The 15209-nt window shown below is 71.6% G+C and carries 19 protein-coding genes and 2 pseudogenes; 13 read left to right on the top strand and 8 right to left on the bottom strand.

The features are described from left to right. Positions 1-39 precede the first annotated feature (39 nt). Both ABZ562_RS31615 and ABZ562_RS31610 read right to left on the bottom strand, forming a co-directional pair. Positions 40-396 (bottom strand): DUF1330 domain-containing protein, encoded by a 357-nt coding sequence (locus ABZ562_RS31615; RefSeq protein WP_361486137.1) that lies wholly within the window; start codon positions 394-396, stop codon positions 40-42. Positions 397-514: 118 nt separating this feature from the next. Continuing rightward, on the bottom strand, positions 515-1027 hold the full coding sequence (locus ABZ562_RS31610) for a hypothetical protein (RefSeq protein ID WP_361486135.1): 513 nt from the start codon (positions 1025-1027) through the stop codon (positions 515-517). A 70-nt stretch (positions 1028-1097) separates the two neighbouring features. Here ABZ562_RS31610 and ABZ562_RS31605 point away from each other — a divergent pair, with 70 nt between their 5' ends. Further along, positions 1098-2588, top strand: a complete 1491-nt coding sequence (locus ABZ562_RS31605) for a helix-turn-helix domain-containing protein (RefSeq protein WP_361486133.1) — start codon at positions 1098-1100, stop codon at positions 2586-2588. Between the two features lie 241 nt (positions 2589-2829). Here the strand turns inward: ABZ562_RS31605 and mfd are convergent, their stop codons facing one another. From mfd to ABZ562_RS31590, 3 genes are all read right to left on the bottom strand, one after another. Further along, positions 2830-6366: a transcription-repair coupling factor gene (gene mfd / locus ABZ562_RS31600; RefSeq protein WP_361486130.1), complete on the bottom strand. Its 3537-nt coding sequence runs from the start codon at positions 6364-6366 to the stop codon at positions 2830-2832. A gap of 148 nt (positions 6367-6514) precedes the next feature. Beyond that, positions 6515-6778 carry a hypothetical protein gene (locus ABZ562_RS31595; protein ID WP_361486127.1) on the bottom strand — a complete coding sequence of 88 codons (264 nt, stop codon included), beginning with the start codon at positions 6776-6778 and terminating at the stop codon, positions 6515-6517. Then, positions 6771-7130 (bottom strand): hypothetical protein, encoded by a 360-nt coding sequence (locus ABZ562_RS31590; protein ID WP_361486125.1) that lies wholly within the window; start codon positions 7128-7130, stop codon positions 6771-6773. The genes ABZ562_RS31595 and ABZ562_RS31590 overlap by 8 nt, the downstream gene beginning before the upstream one ends. A gap of 139 nt (positions 7131-7269) precedes the next feature. On the opposite strand from ABZ562_RS31590, the gene ABZ562_RS31585 reads away from it, so the two are divergent. The 8 genes and pseudogenes from ABZ562_RS31585 (at position 7270) to ABZ562_RS31550 (ending at position 10646) form a co-directional block, all read left to right on the top strand. Then, on the top strand, positions 7270-7599 hold the full coding sequence (locus ABZ562_RS31585; RefSeq protein ID WP_361486123.1) for a gas vesicle protein: 330 nt from the start codon (positions 7270-7272) through the stop codon (positions 7597-7599). A gap of 14 nt (positions 7600-7613) precedes the next feature. Beyond that, positions 7614-8075, top strand: coding sequence for a gas vesicle protein GvpJ (gene gvpJ / locus ABZ562_RS31580; protein WP_361486121.1), 462 nt, complete (start codon positions 7614-7616; stop codon positions 8073-8075). A 3-nt stretch (positions 8076-8078) separates the two neighbouring features. After that, positions 8079-8819 (top strand): annotated as a pseudogene (locus ABZ562_RS31575) (GvpL/GvpF family gas vesicle protein); the annotation flags it as partial. Next, entirely contained in the window at positions 8819-9049 is a 231-nt protein-coding gene (locus tag ABZ562_RS31570) for a gas vesicle protein GvpG (protein ID WP_361486295.1), read from the top strand. The pseudogene ABZ562_RS31575 and the gene ABZ562_RS31570, both read left to right, overlap by 1 nt. Positions 9050-9068: 19 nt before the next feature. Then, the gene (locus ABZ562_RS31565; RefSeq protein WP_361486292.1) at positions 9069-9401 is read left to right on the top strand and encodes a gas vesicle protein; all 333 of its coding nucleotides are present in this window, start codon (positions 9069-9071) and stop codon (positions 9399-9401) included. Further along, on the top strand, positions 9398-10150 hold the full coding sequence (locus ABZ562_RS31560; RefSeq protein WP_361486119.1) for a GvpL/GvpF family gas vesicle protein: 753 nt from the start codon (positions 9398-9400) through the stop codon (positions 10148-10150). Before ABZ562_RS31565 ends, ABZ562_RS31560 begins: the two co-directional genes overlap by 4 nt. After that, positions 10147-10371: a gas vesicle protein gene (locus ABZ562_RS31555; RefSeq protein WP_055548419.1), complete on the top strand. Its 225-nt coding sequence runs from the start codon at positions 10147-10149 to the stop codon at positions 10369-10371. The genes ABZ562_RS31560 and ABZ562_RS31555 overlap by 4 nt, the downstream gene beginning before the upstream one ends. Further along, positions 10368-10646 carry a gas vesicle protein K gene (locus tag ABZ562_RS31550; RefSeq protein ID WP_361486117.1) on the top strand — a complete coding sequence of 93 codons (279 nt, stop codon included), beginning with the start codon at positions 10368-10370 and terminating at the stop codon, positions 10644-10646. Before ABZ562_RS31555 ends, ABZ562_RS31550 begins: the two co-directional genes overlap by 4 nt. 6 nt (positions 10647-10652) lie before the next feature. Here ABZ562_RS31550 and ABZ562_RS31545 read toward each other — a convergent pair whose 3' ends face one another. Further along, entirely contained in the window at positions 10653-11639 is a 987-nt protein-coding gene (locus tag ABZ562_RS31545; protein WP_361486116.1) for an STM4015 family protein, read from the bottom strand. Between the two features lie 198 nt (positions 11640-11837). Between ABZ562_RS31545 and ABZ562_RS31540 the strand changes: the two genes are divergently transcribed. Continuing rightward, complete coding sequence (locus ABZ562_RS31540; protein ID WP_361486113.1) at positions 11838-12113, top strand: hypothetical protein; 276 nt, start codon at positions 11838-11840, stop codon at positions 12111-12113. A 525-nt stretch (positions 12114-12638) separates the two neighbouring features. Here the strand turns inward: ABZ562_RS31540 and ABZ562_RS31535 are convergent. Next, complete coding sequence (locus ABZ562_RS31535) at positions 12639-12974, bottom strand: hypothetical protein (protein ID WP_361486111.1); 336 nt, start codon at positions 12972-12974, stop codon at positions 12639-12641. A 181-nt stretch (positions 12975-13155) separates the two neighbouring features. Between ABZ562_RS31535 and ABZ562_RS31530 the strand changes: the two genes are divergently transcribed. Both ABZ562_RS31530 and ABZ562_RS31525 read left to right on the top strand, forming a co-directional pair. Next, the gene (locus ABZ562_RS31530) at positions 13156-14010 is read left to right on the top strand and encodes a helix-turn-helix transcriptional regulator (RefSeq protein ID WP_361486108.1); all 855 of its coding nucleotides are present in this window, start codon (positions 13156-13158) and stop codon (positions 14008-14010) included. 13 nt (positions 14011-14023) lie between these two features. Further along, positions 14024-14251, top strand: coding sequence for a DUF397 domain-containing protein (locus tag ABZ562_RS31525; RefSeq protein WP_361486106.1), 228 nt, complete (start codon positions 14024-14026; stop codon positions 14249-14251). A 171-nt stretch (positions 14252-14422) separates the two neighbouring features. Here ABZ562_RS31525 and ABZ562_RS31520 read toward each other — a convergent pair whose 3' ends face one another. After that, complete coding sequence (locus ABZ562_RS31520; RefSeq protein ID WP_361486104.1) at positions 14423-15013, bottom strand: TetR/AcrR family transcriptional regulator; 591 nt, start codon at positions 15011-15013, stop codon at positions 14423-14425. Positions 15014-15076: 63 nt separating this feature from the next. On the opposite strand from ABZ562_RS31520, the pseudogene ABZ562_RS31515 reads away from it, so the two are divergent. Beyond that, positions 15077-15209: pseudogene (locus ABZ562_RS31515) on the top strand (NADP-dependent oxidoreductase); the annotation flags it as partial.

The following is a 15209-nucleotide window of genomic DNA, read 5'->3' as shown; positions in this document are numbered from 1 at the left end:
GCCCCACGTGTCGCGGGGCCCCGGCGCGGGGTGCGGACCTCAGGGGGTGTACCCGGGGTCGGCCGCGCGGAGTGCGTCGGCGCGTTGGACCGGGTCGTAATCCGGGCCCACGCCCTCCACGAGGATCACGTCCGCCTCGATGTGGTTCGTCCGCAGCGGCAGGATCTCCTGGTACGCGGGCGACGTGTACCAGCCACGGGCGCGCTCCGCGTCCGGGAACCCGATCAGGACCGCGTCACCCGGCCACGTCCCCTCGATCACCTCCAACCGGCCGCAGTGGACGATGAAGCGGCCTTGGAAGGGGTCGAGCGTGGCCTGGATGCGCTCCAGGTACTCGATGACGTCGGGGTGCGGTCTGCTCTCCCGCAGATGGGCGATGGCGTAGGCAGCGGGCAAGGGTTCCTCCCGTGGTTCCACGACGGCCGGTCCGCGACCGACCGGTTCGCGACGGATGTACGGGAATCACCCTCGCGCGGGCCGCGAGGCCAGTCCATCACCCGGGGGCGAGGGCGTGTCAGTCCGTGAGCCCCAGGTCCTCCCGCATGAGCCGCCGCATCGCCGCCAGCCGGGGCTCGGCGTCCTTCAGTTCGAGCAGGGCGACCGCCGCGGTCTCCCCCTCCCGCGCCACGCCCCGGTCGATGCGCTTGGCCATCGCGTCGATCCCGGCGAGGACCGTGTTCAGGTCGCGGGACGCGGCGAGCACCCGCTCGGGGACGATCATCTGCGCCTCGGCGTACTGGTCCCGGTAGTCGCGCCGGGCCTCCTCCAGCCGGTCGCGGTCGTCGTCCGTGTAGACGCCGTCCCGGATGCGGTGCAGCGCGTCCTTGAGGAGGGTGTGGAACTGCCGGGAGGCGCGGTTCATGGCGGTGTAGGCGGCCCGGCGCTCCTCGAAACCGCGGCGCCGCTCCTCGGCGACGGCCTCCTCCGCGCGCTGACGCGCGGTCAACCGCTGGTGCAGCAGCGGCGAGAAGAGCGTGCCGAGGACACCCACGACGGCGGTGATCATGGCGGCGATGACAGCGGACACGGCGTAGACCCTAATGGGCCGCCGAAAGGGGCCTCACCAGCGCCGGACTACGGGCACTAAGGTGCGGTTCATGGCAGCCTCGCCCTCCGACGCGCGAGCCGAACGCGCGGACGACGTACTCGCCCTCACCCGGCTCGCCGCCCGGCGCGGGGCGGTACGCGTCATGCTCGACTGGCTCACCCGGCGCACCGGCGGCCCTGCCATGCTCATCGGAGCCGACGGTTCCGTGCTGGCCACGGCGGACGACCCGCCGCCGCCCGCGTCGCTGCGGCGGCTCGCCGCCGCGGCGGCCGTCGAGCTGCACCGCCGCGGCGTGCCGTCCGGGGTGCTCGGCGGGGGCGAGGCGCGCCCGGTGCACCTGGTCTCGCTCGGGCCCACCGAGACCCGGGCCCCGGCGCCGTATCTGGCGGTCGTCGCGCCCTCCGCGCCGCGCTGCGGGCTGCTGCTCGCCGACGCGTCCCGCACCCTCGGCCTGAGCTGGCGGGTCGAGGAGGCCGAACGGGCGCGCCGCCGCGTCGAGACGGCCGAGGCGTACAGCCGGGAGGCGGTGCTGCACCTGCTGATGTCCGGCAGCGTGCCCGCGGCGCAGCGGATCGCCGCCGCGCTGCGCCCGGCGTTGCCCACCGTGCTCCAGGTGTACGTGATCGAGTGCCCGGTCCAGCGGCGGCGCGAGATCGCGGGGCGGATCCACGATTCGGTGCGCGGCCGGGCGTGGCTGGTGCCGTGTCCGGTGCGCCCCAAGCACCTCATCTCGCTGGTACCGACCCAGGGCGAGCCGGTCGCGCCGGACGGCGAGCCGCTGGACCGGCTGATCACGCGGCAGGAGACGGAAGTCCGGGTCGGGGTGAGCGCGGAGGTCGCGCTGCGGGACGCCCCGGTCGGCTACGAGCAGGCGTTCCACGCCCTGGCGGTGGCTCGTAACGCACCCGAGCGGTACGCCGGTTTCGGCGGGCACAGCGATGTGACGGTGCTGGCGAGCCCGGAGGGGCACGCCTGGGCGAGCGCACTGCTGGCGCCGTGCCTGGAGTACGCGCCGACCCGCCGCGCCGACCCCGGCCCGGCGGAACTGATCGGCACCCTCGGCTCCTGGCTCAGCTTCGGCAGCGCGGCCACCCGCCACCTCAAGATCCACCGCAATACGCTGGCCGCGCGGCTGCGCCACATCGACGGTCTGCTCGGCATGGACGTCAGCCGCGACCTGGCCGCCCAGTCGGCCGCCTGGCTGGCGCTGCGGCTGCACCAGGCGCCCCGCGGCACGGCCCCGGCCGGGCACCCCGCCACCCTCGACGGTGTGCTCTCCACGCCCACCGCCGCGATCTGGGCGCGGGCCCAGCTGCGGCCGCTGGATCAGGCGAACCTGACGGCGGGCCCCGAGAGCGTACGGGCGTGGCTGCGCGCCGACGCCCGGCTGCCCGCGACCGCCTCCGCCCTCGGGATCTCGCTGCCCGGGGCCCGTAAGCGGCTGACGCGGGCCGAGGACGCGCTGGGGCGTTCGCTGCTGAGCGCGCCGAGCGCGAAGTACGAACTGTGGCTGGCGATGCGGGCGTTGGGCGATCTCTGAATCACCGCCCATCGCCTCACCGTTCGAACGGCAACCGCGCGGCGCCGTCACTGTGCAGTTCGTTCCTCGCCGCCCCCGCCGCCTGCGCCTACTGTCCTGGGTGACCGCAGGTCCGCGATCCGGCCCGGCCCGCCGGGCCGCCCGCGCCGCGGTCTCCAGGGCCTCCACCGATCCGGGGACGGACGCCGCGCGACCACGGGGGTGTCGCGTGGCGTCCGGCCCTGTCACCTTCCCCGGCCCGTCACGATCCCAGGATCGTGGTCAGGAACTCGCCCGTCCACGCCAGCAGTTCCCGCCCGACCAGCGGCTTTCCGCCGATACGGGCCGTCGCCGGGCGGGGCACCAGGACCTGCTGGGTGGCGGGCTTGACGATCGCGCGCTGGTAGAGCCGCTTGAGGCGCAGCTCCTGGGACTCGCGCAGCTCCACCGGCCCGAAGCGGACGTTGGAGCCCTGGAGGGTGATGTCGGAGACGCCGCAGGAACGGGCCAGCAGCCGCAGACCCGCGACCAGCAGCAGGTTCTCCACCGGCTCGGGCAGCGGCCCGTAGCGGTCGGTCAGCTCCTCGCGGACGGCGCGGATGTCGTCCTCACCGTTGGCCGAGGCGATGGCGCGGTACGCCTGGAGGCGCAGCCGCTCGCCCGGGGCGTAGTCGTGCGGGACGTGCGCGTCCACCGGAAGCTCGATCTTGACCTCCAGCGGCGCCTCCTCCACCTCGCCGCCGTCCGCCTCCAGCGTGGCCCGGTAGTCGGCGACGGCCTCGCCGACCATCCGTACGTACAGGTCGAAGCCGACGCCCGCGATGTGCCCCGACTGCTCGCCGCCGAGCAGATTGCCCGCGCCGCGGATCTCCAGGTCCTTCATCGCCACATACATACCGGCGCCCATCTCGGTGTGCTGGGCGATGGTGGCGAGCCGCTCGTGGGCGGTCTCGGTGAGCGGCTTCTCCGGCGGGTAGAGGAAGTACGCGTATCCGCGCTCGCGGCCCCGCCCGACGCGGCCGCGCAGCTGGTGCAGCTGGGAGAGGCCGAAGTTGTCGCCGCGCTCGACGATGAGCGTGTTGGCGTTGGAGATGTCGATGCCGGATTCGACGATCGTCGTGGAGACCAGGACGTCGAACTTCTTCTCCCAGAAGTCGACCACGACCTGTTCCAGGGCGCCTTCCGACATCTGGCCGTGGGCGGTGGCGATGCGCGCCTCGGGCACGATCTCGCGGAGCCGGGCCGCGGCCCGGTCGATGGACTCGACCCGGTTGTGGATGTAGAAGACCTGGCCCTCGCGCAGCAGTTCACGGCGGATGGCCGCGCCGATCTGCTTCTGCTCGTACGGCCCGACGAAGGTCAGCACCGGGTGGCGCTCCTCCGGCGGGGTGGTGATCGTGGACATCTCGCGGATGCCGGTGACCGCCATCTCCAGGGTGCGCGGGATGGGGGTGGCGGACATGGTCAGCACGTCCACATTGGCCCGGAGCTTCTTCAGCTGCTCCTTGTGCTCCACGCCGAAGCGCTGCTCCTCGTCGACGATGACCAGGCCCAGGTTCTTGAACTTGGTCTCGGAGGAGAACAGCCGGTGGGTGCCGATCACGACGTCGACCGAGCCCTCCCGCAGCCCCTCCAGGACGCCCTTCGCCTCGGTGTCGGTCTGGAACCGGGACAGCGCCTTGACCACGACCGGGAACTGCCCGTACCGCTCGGTGAAGGTGCCCATGTGCTGCTGGACGAGCAGCGTCGTCGGCACGAGGACCGCGACCTGCTTGCCGTCCTGGACCGCCTTGAAGGCGGCGCGCACCGCGATCTCCGTCTTGCCGTAGCCGACGTCGCCGCAGATCAGCCGGTCCATCGGGACCGACTTCTCCATGTCCTCCTTGACCTCGCCGATCGTGGTGAGCTGGTCGGGGGTCTCCGCGTACGGGAAGGCGTCCTCCAGCTCGCGCTGCCAGGGCGTATCGGGGCCGAAGGCATGGCCGGGGGCGGCCATACGGGCCGAGTACAGCTTGATCAGGTCGGCCGCGATCTCCTTGACGGCCTTCTTGGCGCGCGCCTTGGTCTTCGTCCAGTCGGCGCCGCCGAGCCGGTGCAGCGTGGGGGCCTCGCCGCCCACGTACTTGGTGATCTGCTCCAGCTGGTCGGTCGGGATGTAGAGCCGGTCGCCGGGCTGGCCGCGCTTGGCCGGGGCGTACTCGACGACCAGGTACTCGCGGGTCGCGCCCTGCACGGTGCGCTGCACCATCTCGATGTAGCGGCCCACGCCGTGCTGCTCGTGGACGATGAAGTCGCCCGCCTCCAGGGTGAGCGGGTCGATCGTCTTGCGGCGGCGCGCGGGCATCCGCGCGCCCTCCTTGCCCGCCGCCTTCTGCCCGGACAGATCCGTCTCGGTGAGCACGGCCAGCTTCAGGCCCGGGTCGACGAAGCCGTAGTCGATGGAGCCGCACGCCACGTGCACCACGGACGGCTTGATCTCGCCGAGGTCCGCGTCGAGCCGCGCCGCGATCCCCTCACCGCTCAGCACCTCGACGGTGCGGGAGGCCGGGCCGTGGCCCTCGGTCACGTACACCGCGCGCCAGCCCTCGGCGAGCCAGCCCTTGGTGTCGGCCAGCGCGCGGGCGGTGTCGCCGCGGTAGGTCTCGGGGGCGTGCATGCCGAGGGTGAGGGTGTCTTCGTCCAGCTCGGCGTCGGCCGCGAAGGGGCTCACCGACCACCACATCATGCCCAGCTCGCGGGCCCGGTCCCGGACGTCCGCCAGCCCCCACAGCGAGGCCGCGCCCACGTCGATCGGCGCCTCCCCGCCGCCGGCGGTGGCCGCCCACGACGCCTGCAGGAACTCCTGCGACGTGGCCACCAGGTCCGCCGACCGGGTCCGCACCCGCTCCGGGTCACAGACCACCGTCATGCTGCCCGCGGGCATCACGTCCAGCAGCAGCTCCATGTCGTCGACCAGCACCGGCGCCAGGGACTCCATGCCCTCGACCGCGATCCCCTCGGCGATCTTGCCCAGCAGCTCGCCCAGCTCCGGGTGGGCCTCGGCGAGGGCCGCCGCCCGCTCCCGCACGTCGTCGGTCAGCAGCAGCTCACGGCAGGGCGGCGCCCACAGCCCGTGCTCGGCGACCTCCAGGGACCGCTGGTCCGCGACCTTGAAGTAGCGGATCTCCTCGATGTCGTCGCCCCAGAACTCGATCCGCAGCGGATGCTCCTCCGTCGGCGGGAAGACATCCAGGATGCCGCCGCGCACGGCGAACTCGCCGCGCTTCTCCACCAGCTCCACCCGGGAGTACGCGGCGGCCGCGAGCCCGTCCACGACCTCCTCCAGATCGGCGCTCCGCCCGGCCCGCAGACTCACCGGCTCCAGCTCGCCCAGCCCCTTGACCTGCGGCTGCAGCACGGACCGCACCGGCGCCACCACCACCGACACCGGCCCCGCGGCCGGATCGTCGGGGCTCGGATGCGCGAGCCGGCGCAGCACCGCGAGCCTGCGGCCCACGGTGTCCGAACGCGGCGACAGCCGCTCATGCGGCAGCGTCTCCCACGACGGATACTCCACCACCCCGTCCGGCGGCAGCAGCGAGCGCAGCGCGGCCGCCAGATCCTCGGCCTCCCGGCCGGTGGCGGTCACCGCGAGCACGGGCCGCCCGGCGGAGCGTGCCAGCGCGGCGACGGCGAAGGGCCGGGCGGCGGGCGGCCCGACCAGATCCACATGGGGGCGGTTCCCGTCGGCGGCACCGCGCACCGCCTCGGCGAGCGCGGGGTCCCGTACGACGGCGTCGAGCAGACCGGTGAGGCTCATAAAGGGGTATTCCATCCCGGAGACGGACAACGCGAATCACCCGACACGTCACACGGGCCGGGGGTCTTCCAGAGTACGGCCCCGCGCCGACATCCTCCGCCGGGCGCGGTTTGTCCGGTCATACGGGGACGGGTGCCGACCCATCCGGTCACAGAGGCCAGGCGGTTACCTGGACGATGTACAAGCGTTCCTGCCTTACGACGGTCAGATACTGGAACATCCCGCCGGGCAGAACCTCCTCCTGCACACCGGGCGACTGCCCTCGGTAGGTGGTGCCGTCCAGGTAGAGAGCCGCCGCGGCGCGGACCAGTTCGTCCGCGCGCGCTTCGACCTGAGCGACGAAGGCGAGATTCGGCGAGTCGCCGATGACGTGATGGGCGTCTGGGTTGTACTCCCAGCCCCAGTCACTCATGGCCGATCTGCGCACGCGCAGCCTGCATGATCTCCCGGATCTCATCCATGGCGGCCTGCCACTTCGGATCCTCCTTGTCGAGCGTCTGAGCAGTGTGCTCGGCGGCATGCAGACGCCGGGCCACGTCGGGAAACCGCTCAACCTCGATCACGGTGGCCCACTTGAGCTGGAACATCGCGATCGGCCCGAAGCTGTTGGACTGCGTAGCCATGGTGAACACCGTGTCCCGCTCGGAGGTCATCTCCGCCAGGCGGGAGGGCGCGACCTGCGCCAGCGCGGCCCGCAGTGCCGGGAAGGTCTTATCGGGTCTGGGGATCAGCGCCCCGCCCTCGTGTACCGGCTGCGTGGTCATGTGTCCTCTGCCTCCAAGGTGCCGTGCTCACCGTACGACAAGCGGGAGTGCCACATGACCCGGATGCGTGGGAACGACGCCCCGCATCTGGCCCAACTCAGCGCGCGGCGCGGCACGCGCTGTGAACAGACTGATGCACATGGCAGAGCGAGAGCGGCGCGCCACCGGCGCCGAGACCAGCCGCAGGACGCGGGAACGGGAGCGCGAGCCCGGGCCCGGACCCGAGCAGGCGGCCGGGCATGCCTGCGAACGGCTCGCCGCGCTGATCACCCACCCCACCGAGGGGGTGTCCGCGGTGCGGCGGACCGAGGACGGCTGGCGGGTGAGCGTGGACGTGCTGGAGGTCTCCCGCATCCCCGACACCACGAGCCTGCTGGCCACCTATGAGGTGGACCTCGACCAGCGGGGCGAGCTGCGCGAGTACCGGAGGGTCCGCCGCTACCGGCGCGGTGCGGCCGACGACTGCTGAGAGGACCCGCCCGCATGTCCCCCACCACCTACACCGAGGAAGTCGTCTGCGTTCCGCGGGCGGGCACCCTGTACGACGTCATGGAGCTGATCCTCGACCGCGGCATGGTGATCGACGTGTTCGTCAGGGTCTCCCTGGTCGGCATCGAGATCCTGAAGATCGACGCCCGGGTCGTGGTCGCGAGCGTGGACACGTATCTGCGCTTCGCGGAGGCCTGCAACCGTGTGGACCTCGAACGCGACCGCACCAGCCGCACCGTGCCCGAGCTGTTCGGCGGGGGCGGCGGCACCGGAGCCGGATCCGTGGCCCAGGGCCTCGGCAAGCGGAAGGCCAAGAAGGCCGTCGGCGCCGTGGAGGAGAAGGTCAAGCAGGCCGTCGGCGGCGGCGAGGACGAGGACGAACCGGACGAGGAGTCCCGGCCCCGGCGCCGCCCCGGCGCCGCGCCCCGCACCCGCCGCCGCTCCGAGGAGGACTGACCCATGGCCGAGACCGCCGCGCCCCGCAGCGTGTACGTCTACGGCGTCGTCCACGCCCGCCGCGTCCTGCCGTCCGGCCGCACCGGCGTCGGCGCCCACCCCGCCCCGCTGCGTACGCTGCGCGCCGGTGAGCTGGCCGCCGTCGTCAGCGACGCCCCGGACGGGTTGCGCGCCAAGCGGCGCGACCTCCTCGCCCACCAGGAACTCGCGCTCGCCCTCGCGGCGGACGGGCCCGTGCTGCCCATGCGCTTCGGGATGGTCGCGCCCCACGAGGAGGTGGTGCGGCGCCAGCTGGAGTCCTCGCACGGCGACTGCCTCGCCGCCCTCCACCGGGTCGACGGCCGGGTCGAGATGAACCTCAAGGCGGTCCCCGCCCAGGGCGATCTGCGGTCGCTGGTGCGCGAGGACCCCGAGGTCGCCCGGCTGCGCGCGGCCGCCCGCCGCACCCCGGGCTACGAGACCAGCCTCCGGCTCGGCGAGGCCGTGGCCCGGGGGCTGACGCGCCGGGCCACGGCCACCGCGGCCGCGGTGCTGGCCGCGCTGTCGGAGGTGGCGGACGAGCGGGTCGCCGGGCCGGAGGTGCCGGGGTGCGTGCTCAACGCGTCCTTCCTCCTCGCCCGGGCCGAGATGCGGCGCTTCCGCACCGTGGTGGAGCGGCTGGCGGCCGAGCACGGCGGCCATGTCGAACTGCGGCTGACCGGGCCGCTGCCCTGCTACAGCTTCGTGGAGCCCGCATGGGCGTGCTGAGCGAGATCGCGCTCCTGCCGCTGGCTCCCGTACGGGGCGTGGTGTGGGTCGCGGAGTGCCTGCGGGACGCCGCGGAACGCGAGACGTGCCACCCGTCCGTCGTCCGGGCCAGGCTCGCCGCCCTCAACGAGGCCCTGGAGTCCGGCGCCATCGGCCCCGACGAATTCGACCGCGAAGAGGACCGACTGCTCGACCTGCTGGAACGAGGGACGACGCCCCGTGGCTGACCACCGCACCGACCCCGATCTGCTGTGCACCCCGCCCCCGACCACCGGCCCGCCCACGTCCGACCTCGCCGAGATCCTGGAACGCGTCCTGGACAAGGGCATCGTCATCGCCGGGGACATCAAGATCGACCTGCTGGACATCGAACTCCTCACCATCCGGCTGCGGCTGTTCGTCGCGTCCGTCGACACCGCCCGCAAGGCCGGGATCGACTGGTGGGAGACCGACCCCGCCCTGTCCTCCCGCGCCCGGCGGGACGCCCTCGCCGAGGAGAACGCGCGGCTGCGCGAGCAGTTGGACGCGTACGAATCCGGCGAGCTGACCGGAGCGGCCCCCGGAGGCGACGGCCGATGACCACCCTCACCTACGCCTACGCCGTATGCCGCCCGCACGAGGCCCTGCCCGGCACCGGCTCCCCCGTCCGCACCCTGACGGCAGGCCCCCTCACCGCCGTCGTCCAGGACGTACCGGCCGCCGACCACACCGAAGAGGCCCTGCGCCGACGCCTCTCCGACCGCGCCGAACTGGAACGCTGCGCCCGCGCCCACCACGAGGTGATCACCGCCGTCTCGTCGGTCACCGCGACCGTCCCCCTCCCGCTGGCCACCCTCTACCGGAGCGACGAGCGGGTCCGCGAGGCCCTGCGCGAGAGGGAGACGGCCTTCCTGACCGCCCTGGACCGACTCGCGGGGCGCGAAGAATGGGGCGTCAAGGTCTACGCCCCGGCCACTCCCCCGCCCGCCCGGGAAACCGTCGCGGCGGACACCGGCCGCGCCTACCTCGACCGCGTCCGCAACCGCCACCAGGGCCGCGAACAGCGCCAGAACGCCGCCCTCCGGGCCGCCGAGCGCGTGGACGCCGTCGTACGCGGCTTCGCCGTGGCCACCCGGCGGCTGCGCCCGCACGGCGTCGAGGTCACCGGCAAGGACCGCACCCACATCCTCAACGCGGCCTACCTCCTCGACACCGCCCGCACCCGCGAACTCCGCGCCGCCCTGACCTCGCTGCGCCGGGACGAGCCCGCGATCCAGATCGACCTGTCGGGCCCCTGGCCCCCGTACTCCTTCACCGACGCCTTCGCCGGCACCGGGGCCGCCCCATGACCACCGCCGCCTGGGGCACCGTCCCCGCCGAGGCCCACGGCCCGATCGGCGTGCCGCTCGTCGATCTCCTGGACCGGGTGCTCGCCACCGGGGTCGTCGTCAGCGGCGACCTCGTCATCGCCATCGCCGAGGTCCCCCTCATCCGGCTCTCCCTGCACGCCCTGCTGTCCTCCGTCAACGAACGCGTCCCCGCCCCCTGGACCGACGGCGGCCCGCTGTGACCGACACCCGCGTCGACCTCGACCCCGACGCGATGGGCCGCGACCTGGTCGCCCTCGTCCTGACCGTGGTCGAACTCCTCCGCCAGCTGATGGAACGCCAGGCCCTGCGCCGCATCGACGCGGGCGGCCTCACCGACGACCAGATCGACAGCATCGGCACCACCCTGATGCACCTGGACCGCCGGATGACCGAGCTGTGCGACCAGCACGGCCTCACCCTGGAAGACCTCAACCTCGACCTGGGCCCCCTCGGCACCCTGCTCCCCCGTGACTAGATCCCCTCAGTAGCTCACGGGCCCCACACAGATGGAGCGCCAGGCGGTGCCATCAGGTTCGTAATCGACGTCACTCTGGTCGAGGTCCACCTCGACACCCGCGGGTTCGAGTGCTTGGCGTATGCGCTGTTGGAAGGGCTCGCTGAGGAAGTTGTAGTGCAGGTCCAGCTTTTTGAGGTGGGTCAGCGGCTGGCCGCCGAGGAGCGCGGCGGCACCATCGTCGCTCAGGGTGCCCATGGACAGGTCGAGCACCTCGAGCCGGGCGACCACCGGGGCGGCGGCCACGGCGGCGGCGACCTCGTCCTGGATCTCGCTGTTGCGCAGGGCCAGCTGCCGCAGCCGGGGCATCCGGGCACCGGACAGGATCGGCTCCAGGTCGGCCACCTCACAGTCCCCACCGTCGTCCGAGCGGCCCAGCCACAGGTCGAGGTGGACCAGCGCGGGCAGTTCGCTCGCCCCCACACCGCGCACGACGTCACCCGGCAGACCACTGCTCTGCACGGTCAGCCTGCGCAGCGCGTCATGGCGCAGGGCGGGGAACTCCAGCTTCAAGGTCTCCCCCAGGCTGGTACCCCACCCCGCGCGCACGCCGAAATCCTCCAGTGCGGGGAAGCCGGCCAGCAGCGGTGTGACGTCGGTCTGGCTGATCCGGGAGAGCTTGCACTCCTCGTCCGTGATGTCCCCGAGGAACACCGACCGCAGGGCGGGCAGCCGGTCGCGCACGGCCAACAGCGCCTCGATGACCTCGGAGGGATCGGTGTCTTCCATGTCGTCCCAGTTGCCGACGATCAGAGCGCGGACCCGCCTGATGTCGACTTCGGCACAGAAGCGGCCGAAGGTCTCCACCCACAGCTCCTCGCATTCCCACCTCTTATAGCCGATCCGCCAGGCCACGGCGTCGGGTTCGGGCAGCACTGTTGTCTCGCCGGGCGCGGGAAACGTGAAGGCCGGGAGGCCGTACAGCTCCTCGAGGTGGTCGTCGCGGGTTCTCATACGGGCTGCTCCTGCCGTGCGGTGTGCCAGGGGGCGTTGTGTGCGCAGTTCTACTCGAAGGCCCTGGAACGCTGCGGCAGTGAGTGGGGGCAGAACCGCGCCACAGGCAACCAAGTGGCCCGGACCACGCATCTCTTCCTTTGCCGGCCCGTGACCTCGCCGGACACCGCTGCCCGCCCCCTGACATGGAGGACAACCTTGGCGCACGACGAACGCGACCACTCCGACGAGCACCCCCAGGCGCCGTGGTGGTGGGGCGTCGGCCCGATCGGGGCCGTCCTCCTCATCGTCACCGGGATCGCCTGGGCGCTGTGGGAGTTCCTGGGCTCCGGCGCCACGGACGACCCGGTGGCCGGCTACCAGGCCAGCAAAGTCGTCGCCATCGGGCTCGTGCTCCTCGGCGCAGCCGTCCTGGAACGCTTCCGCAGCCGTCGTTCGCGTGCGCACGAGGCAGAGGACCAGCGGCACCTCTAACCGTTCTCCACGACGAAGCGAGGGTGTTGACGTAGGAGGAAAGCGGGGTCAGAGGTTCAGGAGGCGTAGGTGAACACGCGGTCGAAGCGACGCGCGGCCAGGTCCTCGCGCTAAAGCACCCAGTGGACGGTGGCGCTTTTGTGGTTTCTGACGCCGCGCAGTTCCAGTCGGCGCTACCACCGCTCCAGGCAGCGCCAGCATGTCCGTCCGGAGCCGAACCCGAGCTCAGCGGCAGGAGCTGCCAGGCTGTGTCGTTGCAGAGAACGTAAAGGATGCCCTGGAGGCAGCTCCTGTCTTCCACCGGCCGTGGCCCCGGCAACCGTTCGGGTCATGACGGCAGCAGCGTTTCAATCACCGCCCACAAGCCGTCATCCACGATCCACGGTCGAGTACCCACACCATCACGAACGGCCGAATCGCCAGACCACGCTCGGCCAGGGCGGCTCGACATGTGTTACGAGCTCATAGGCGTCTACATCAATCGCAGGCCATGACGATCACCCCGGCCACACCTTTCTCCGGCGATCAGGTCACCTCGGCCGGGTCGAAGGCGACCGCACGCGGCGGCGCGAGCCACACCAGCCGCGCGATGACGCCGTCCAGCAGCGCGAAGTGCCGGATGGCGCGGTCGGGCGAGGGCAGGCTGAACCTTCGCCGCGCGTCGACGCTGGTGACGTCCGCGTGCCCGTCCTGGTACGCCACGCCCCACGCCGCGACCTCGGCGTCCCGCCAGCCGTCGTCCAGTGCGAATTCTTGGACGACGGCGAAGAGGCGGGGTGCGGTGTCGAGCACGAGCGAGCGCACCTCTTGGTCGAAATCGAACGGCTCAGGGGCAGTGTGGTCCGGCGATACGGTGCCCATGGAAGTCTCCCGTCAGGAAGTGGGGTTGGGCCGGGAACTCATGAGGCATCGGGGCAACACCCCGTTCCAGCAGGTGATTTACACGGTAGCCATTGTGTTGGACTACAGTCCATCACTCGACTTCTTCTCATTCCAACACCACCCAATCGGGTGAGGCACACGTACAAGGAGAGACGGCACGATGGCCCGGACCAAACTCCCGCCCACCGTGCGGCAACGCCGCCTCGGCGCGGAGTTGCGCCGCCTCCGCGAGAGCGCGGAGCTGTCAGCCACACAGGCCGGTGAGCTGTTCGGCGCCACCCAGTCGCGCATCAGCAACATCGAGGCAGGCGGCTATGCGGTGAGCGCCGACCGTGTACGGGCCCTCACCCACCTCTACGGGTGCACCGATGACGAGCTGATCGAAGCGCTCACCGGTATGACCGGCGGCCGTACCCGTGGCTGGTGGGAGGAGTACCGCGAGATCCTGCCCGCAGGAATGCTCGATCTTGCCGAGCTGGAGCACCACGCGACATACATGCGCAACGTCTCCGTCTTCCACATGCCCGGAGTGCTCCAGACCACGGAACACGCCCGCGCGTTGATCAGCGACGCCCTGCCCGCGCTGGCCCTGCACGAGGTGGAGCACCGCGTCTCCTTCCGGATCAAACGCCAAGCCGTGCTCTACGGGGACCAGCCGACGCCGCTCACGGCAGTCGTCCACGAGGCCGCGCTGCGCATGGGTTTCGGCGGCCCGGCAGTGGCTCAGGCCCAGCTCGATTACCTGATCAAGATGAGCGAGCGGGACAACATCACCCTGAAGGTGATTCCCTTCGGCACCGGGATCTTCCCCATCTCGGGGCAGGGCATCATCTATTTCGGTGGAGATGTCTCAGGTCTGGACACCGTCCAACTCGATGCGGACCATGGGTCCGAATTCCTGGACACTCGGCCTCAACTGGCCCACTATCGGGCGATCGTGGACCGGATGGAAGCATGCGCCCTCGCCCCGGCAGAGTCCCGCGACGCGATCCGGCGGATCGCACAGAACCTTTGAGCAAGGAGTCGGCATGTCCAACACCCACGACTGGTGCAAGTCCTCCTACAGCCCGAACGCGGCCAACTGCGTCTACGTACGCACCGACCGCGACGGCACGCTCCGCCTCCGCGAGAGCGACGCACCCGACACCATCCTCGCCACCGCCCCCGCCACCTTCGGCGCCTTCATACGCGCCGCCAAGGCAGGCGCCCTCGACCACCTCACCACGGCGGCGCAGCGCAGCCCGCGGGCGCGGTAGGGGGCGAGGTCGCGGCGCATCATCACCGAGCGCTTCCAAACCTTGGCCGTCCGGGAGTCGACGGTGACCTCCGGCGGCCCCGAGCCAGCGCCCAGAACGATGCCGCAACCCGGCGTAGAACCCCACCCCGCCGAGCGCGCGGCCGAGTCCACTGGTCAGCATGTGACCATTTCAGCTACGGGTCTGAGGGCGGCGTTCCCCCTCGACATGGCTCCCTGCGCTCGTCAGGATCGCGCTCGCGACAACATCGAAGAGGTGATCGGCGCGCGGCGCGAGCGAGGGTTGATCGCCGAGCCACGCGAGCGCCGCGATCAAGGCGAACAGATCGGTGCCGTCGATGTCCGTCCGCGCCGAACCCGCGGCCTGAGCGCGAGTGAGAAGCCGCGTGCCGGCCGCGCGCAGGGTGACGCACGAAGCGTGGAGTGCGGACTCGGTGTCCTCGATGGCGGCCGCCATCAGCACGGTCACGCCCCGGTACTCGGTTGTCCACCCGACGCAGTCGCGCAGCCACGAAACGAGAGCATCTTCGGGTGAGCTCGACGTTTCGAGCGCGTCCGCCTTCGCCGTCAGCTCCTCGAAGCTCGTGTGGAGCAAGGCCTCGAGCAGTGCCTCGCGCGTCGGGAAGTGACGGAGCAGCGTCGCGAGCCCTACGCCGGCCCTGCGTGCGATGTCACGCAGGGCCACATCGACGCCGTGCTCGGTGATGGCGGCGCCCGCGACGGCGAGTAGGTGATCCCGGTTCTTCCTGGCGTCGGCCCGCATCTGTCCCCCTTGACTATTCGGACCACTGGTCCATATATTCGGATCAGTGGTCCGGATACCCGGATCACTGATCCGAATAAGCGTATCCCGCAGCGCGGGCAGGAGAAAATGATGCCGACACACACGATGAGGGCGATCCGGCTGCACGAGTTCGGCGGCCCCGAGGTGCTGCGTTACGAGGAGGCGCCGGTCCCCG

The sequence above is a fragment of the Streptomyces sp. NPDC019937 genome (genome assembly GCF_040631655.1).
In the GTDB taxonomy this organism is placed as follows: Bacteria; Actinomycetota; Actinomycetes; order Streptomycetales; family Streptomycetaceae; genus Streptomyces.
This window is presented reverse-complemented; position numbering and strand designations above follow the sequence as displayed.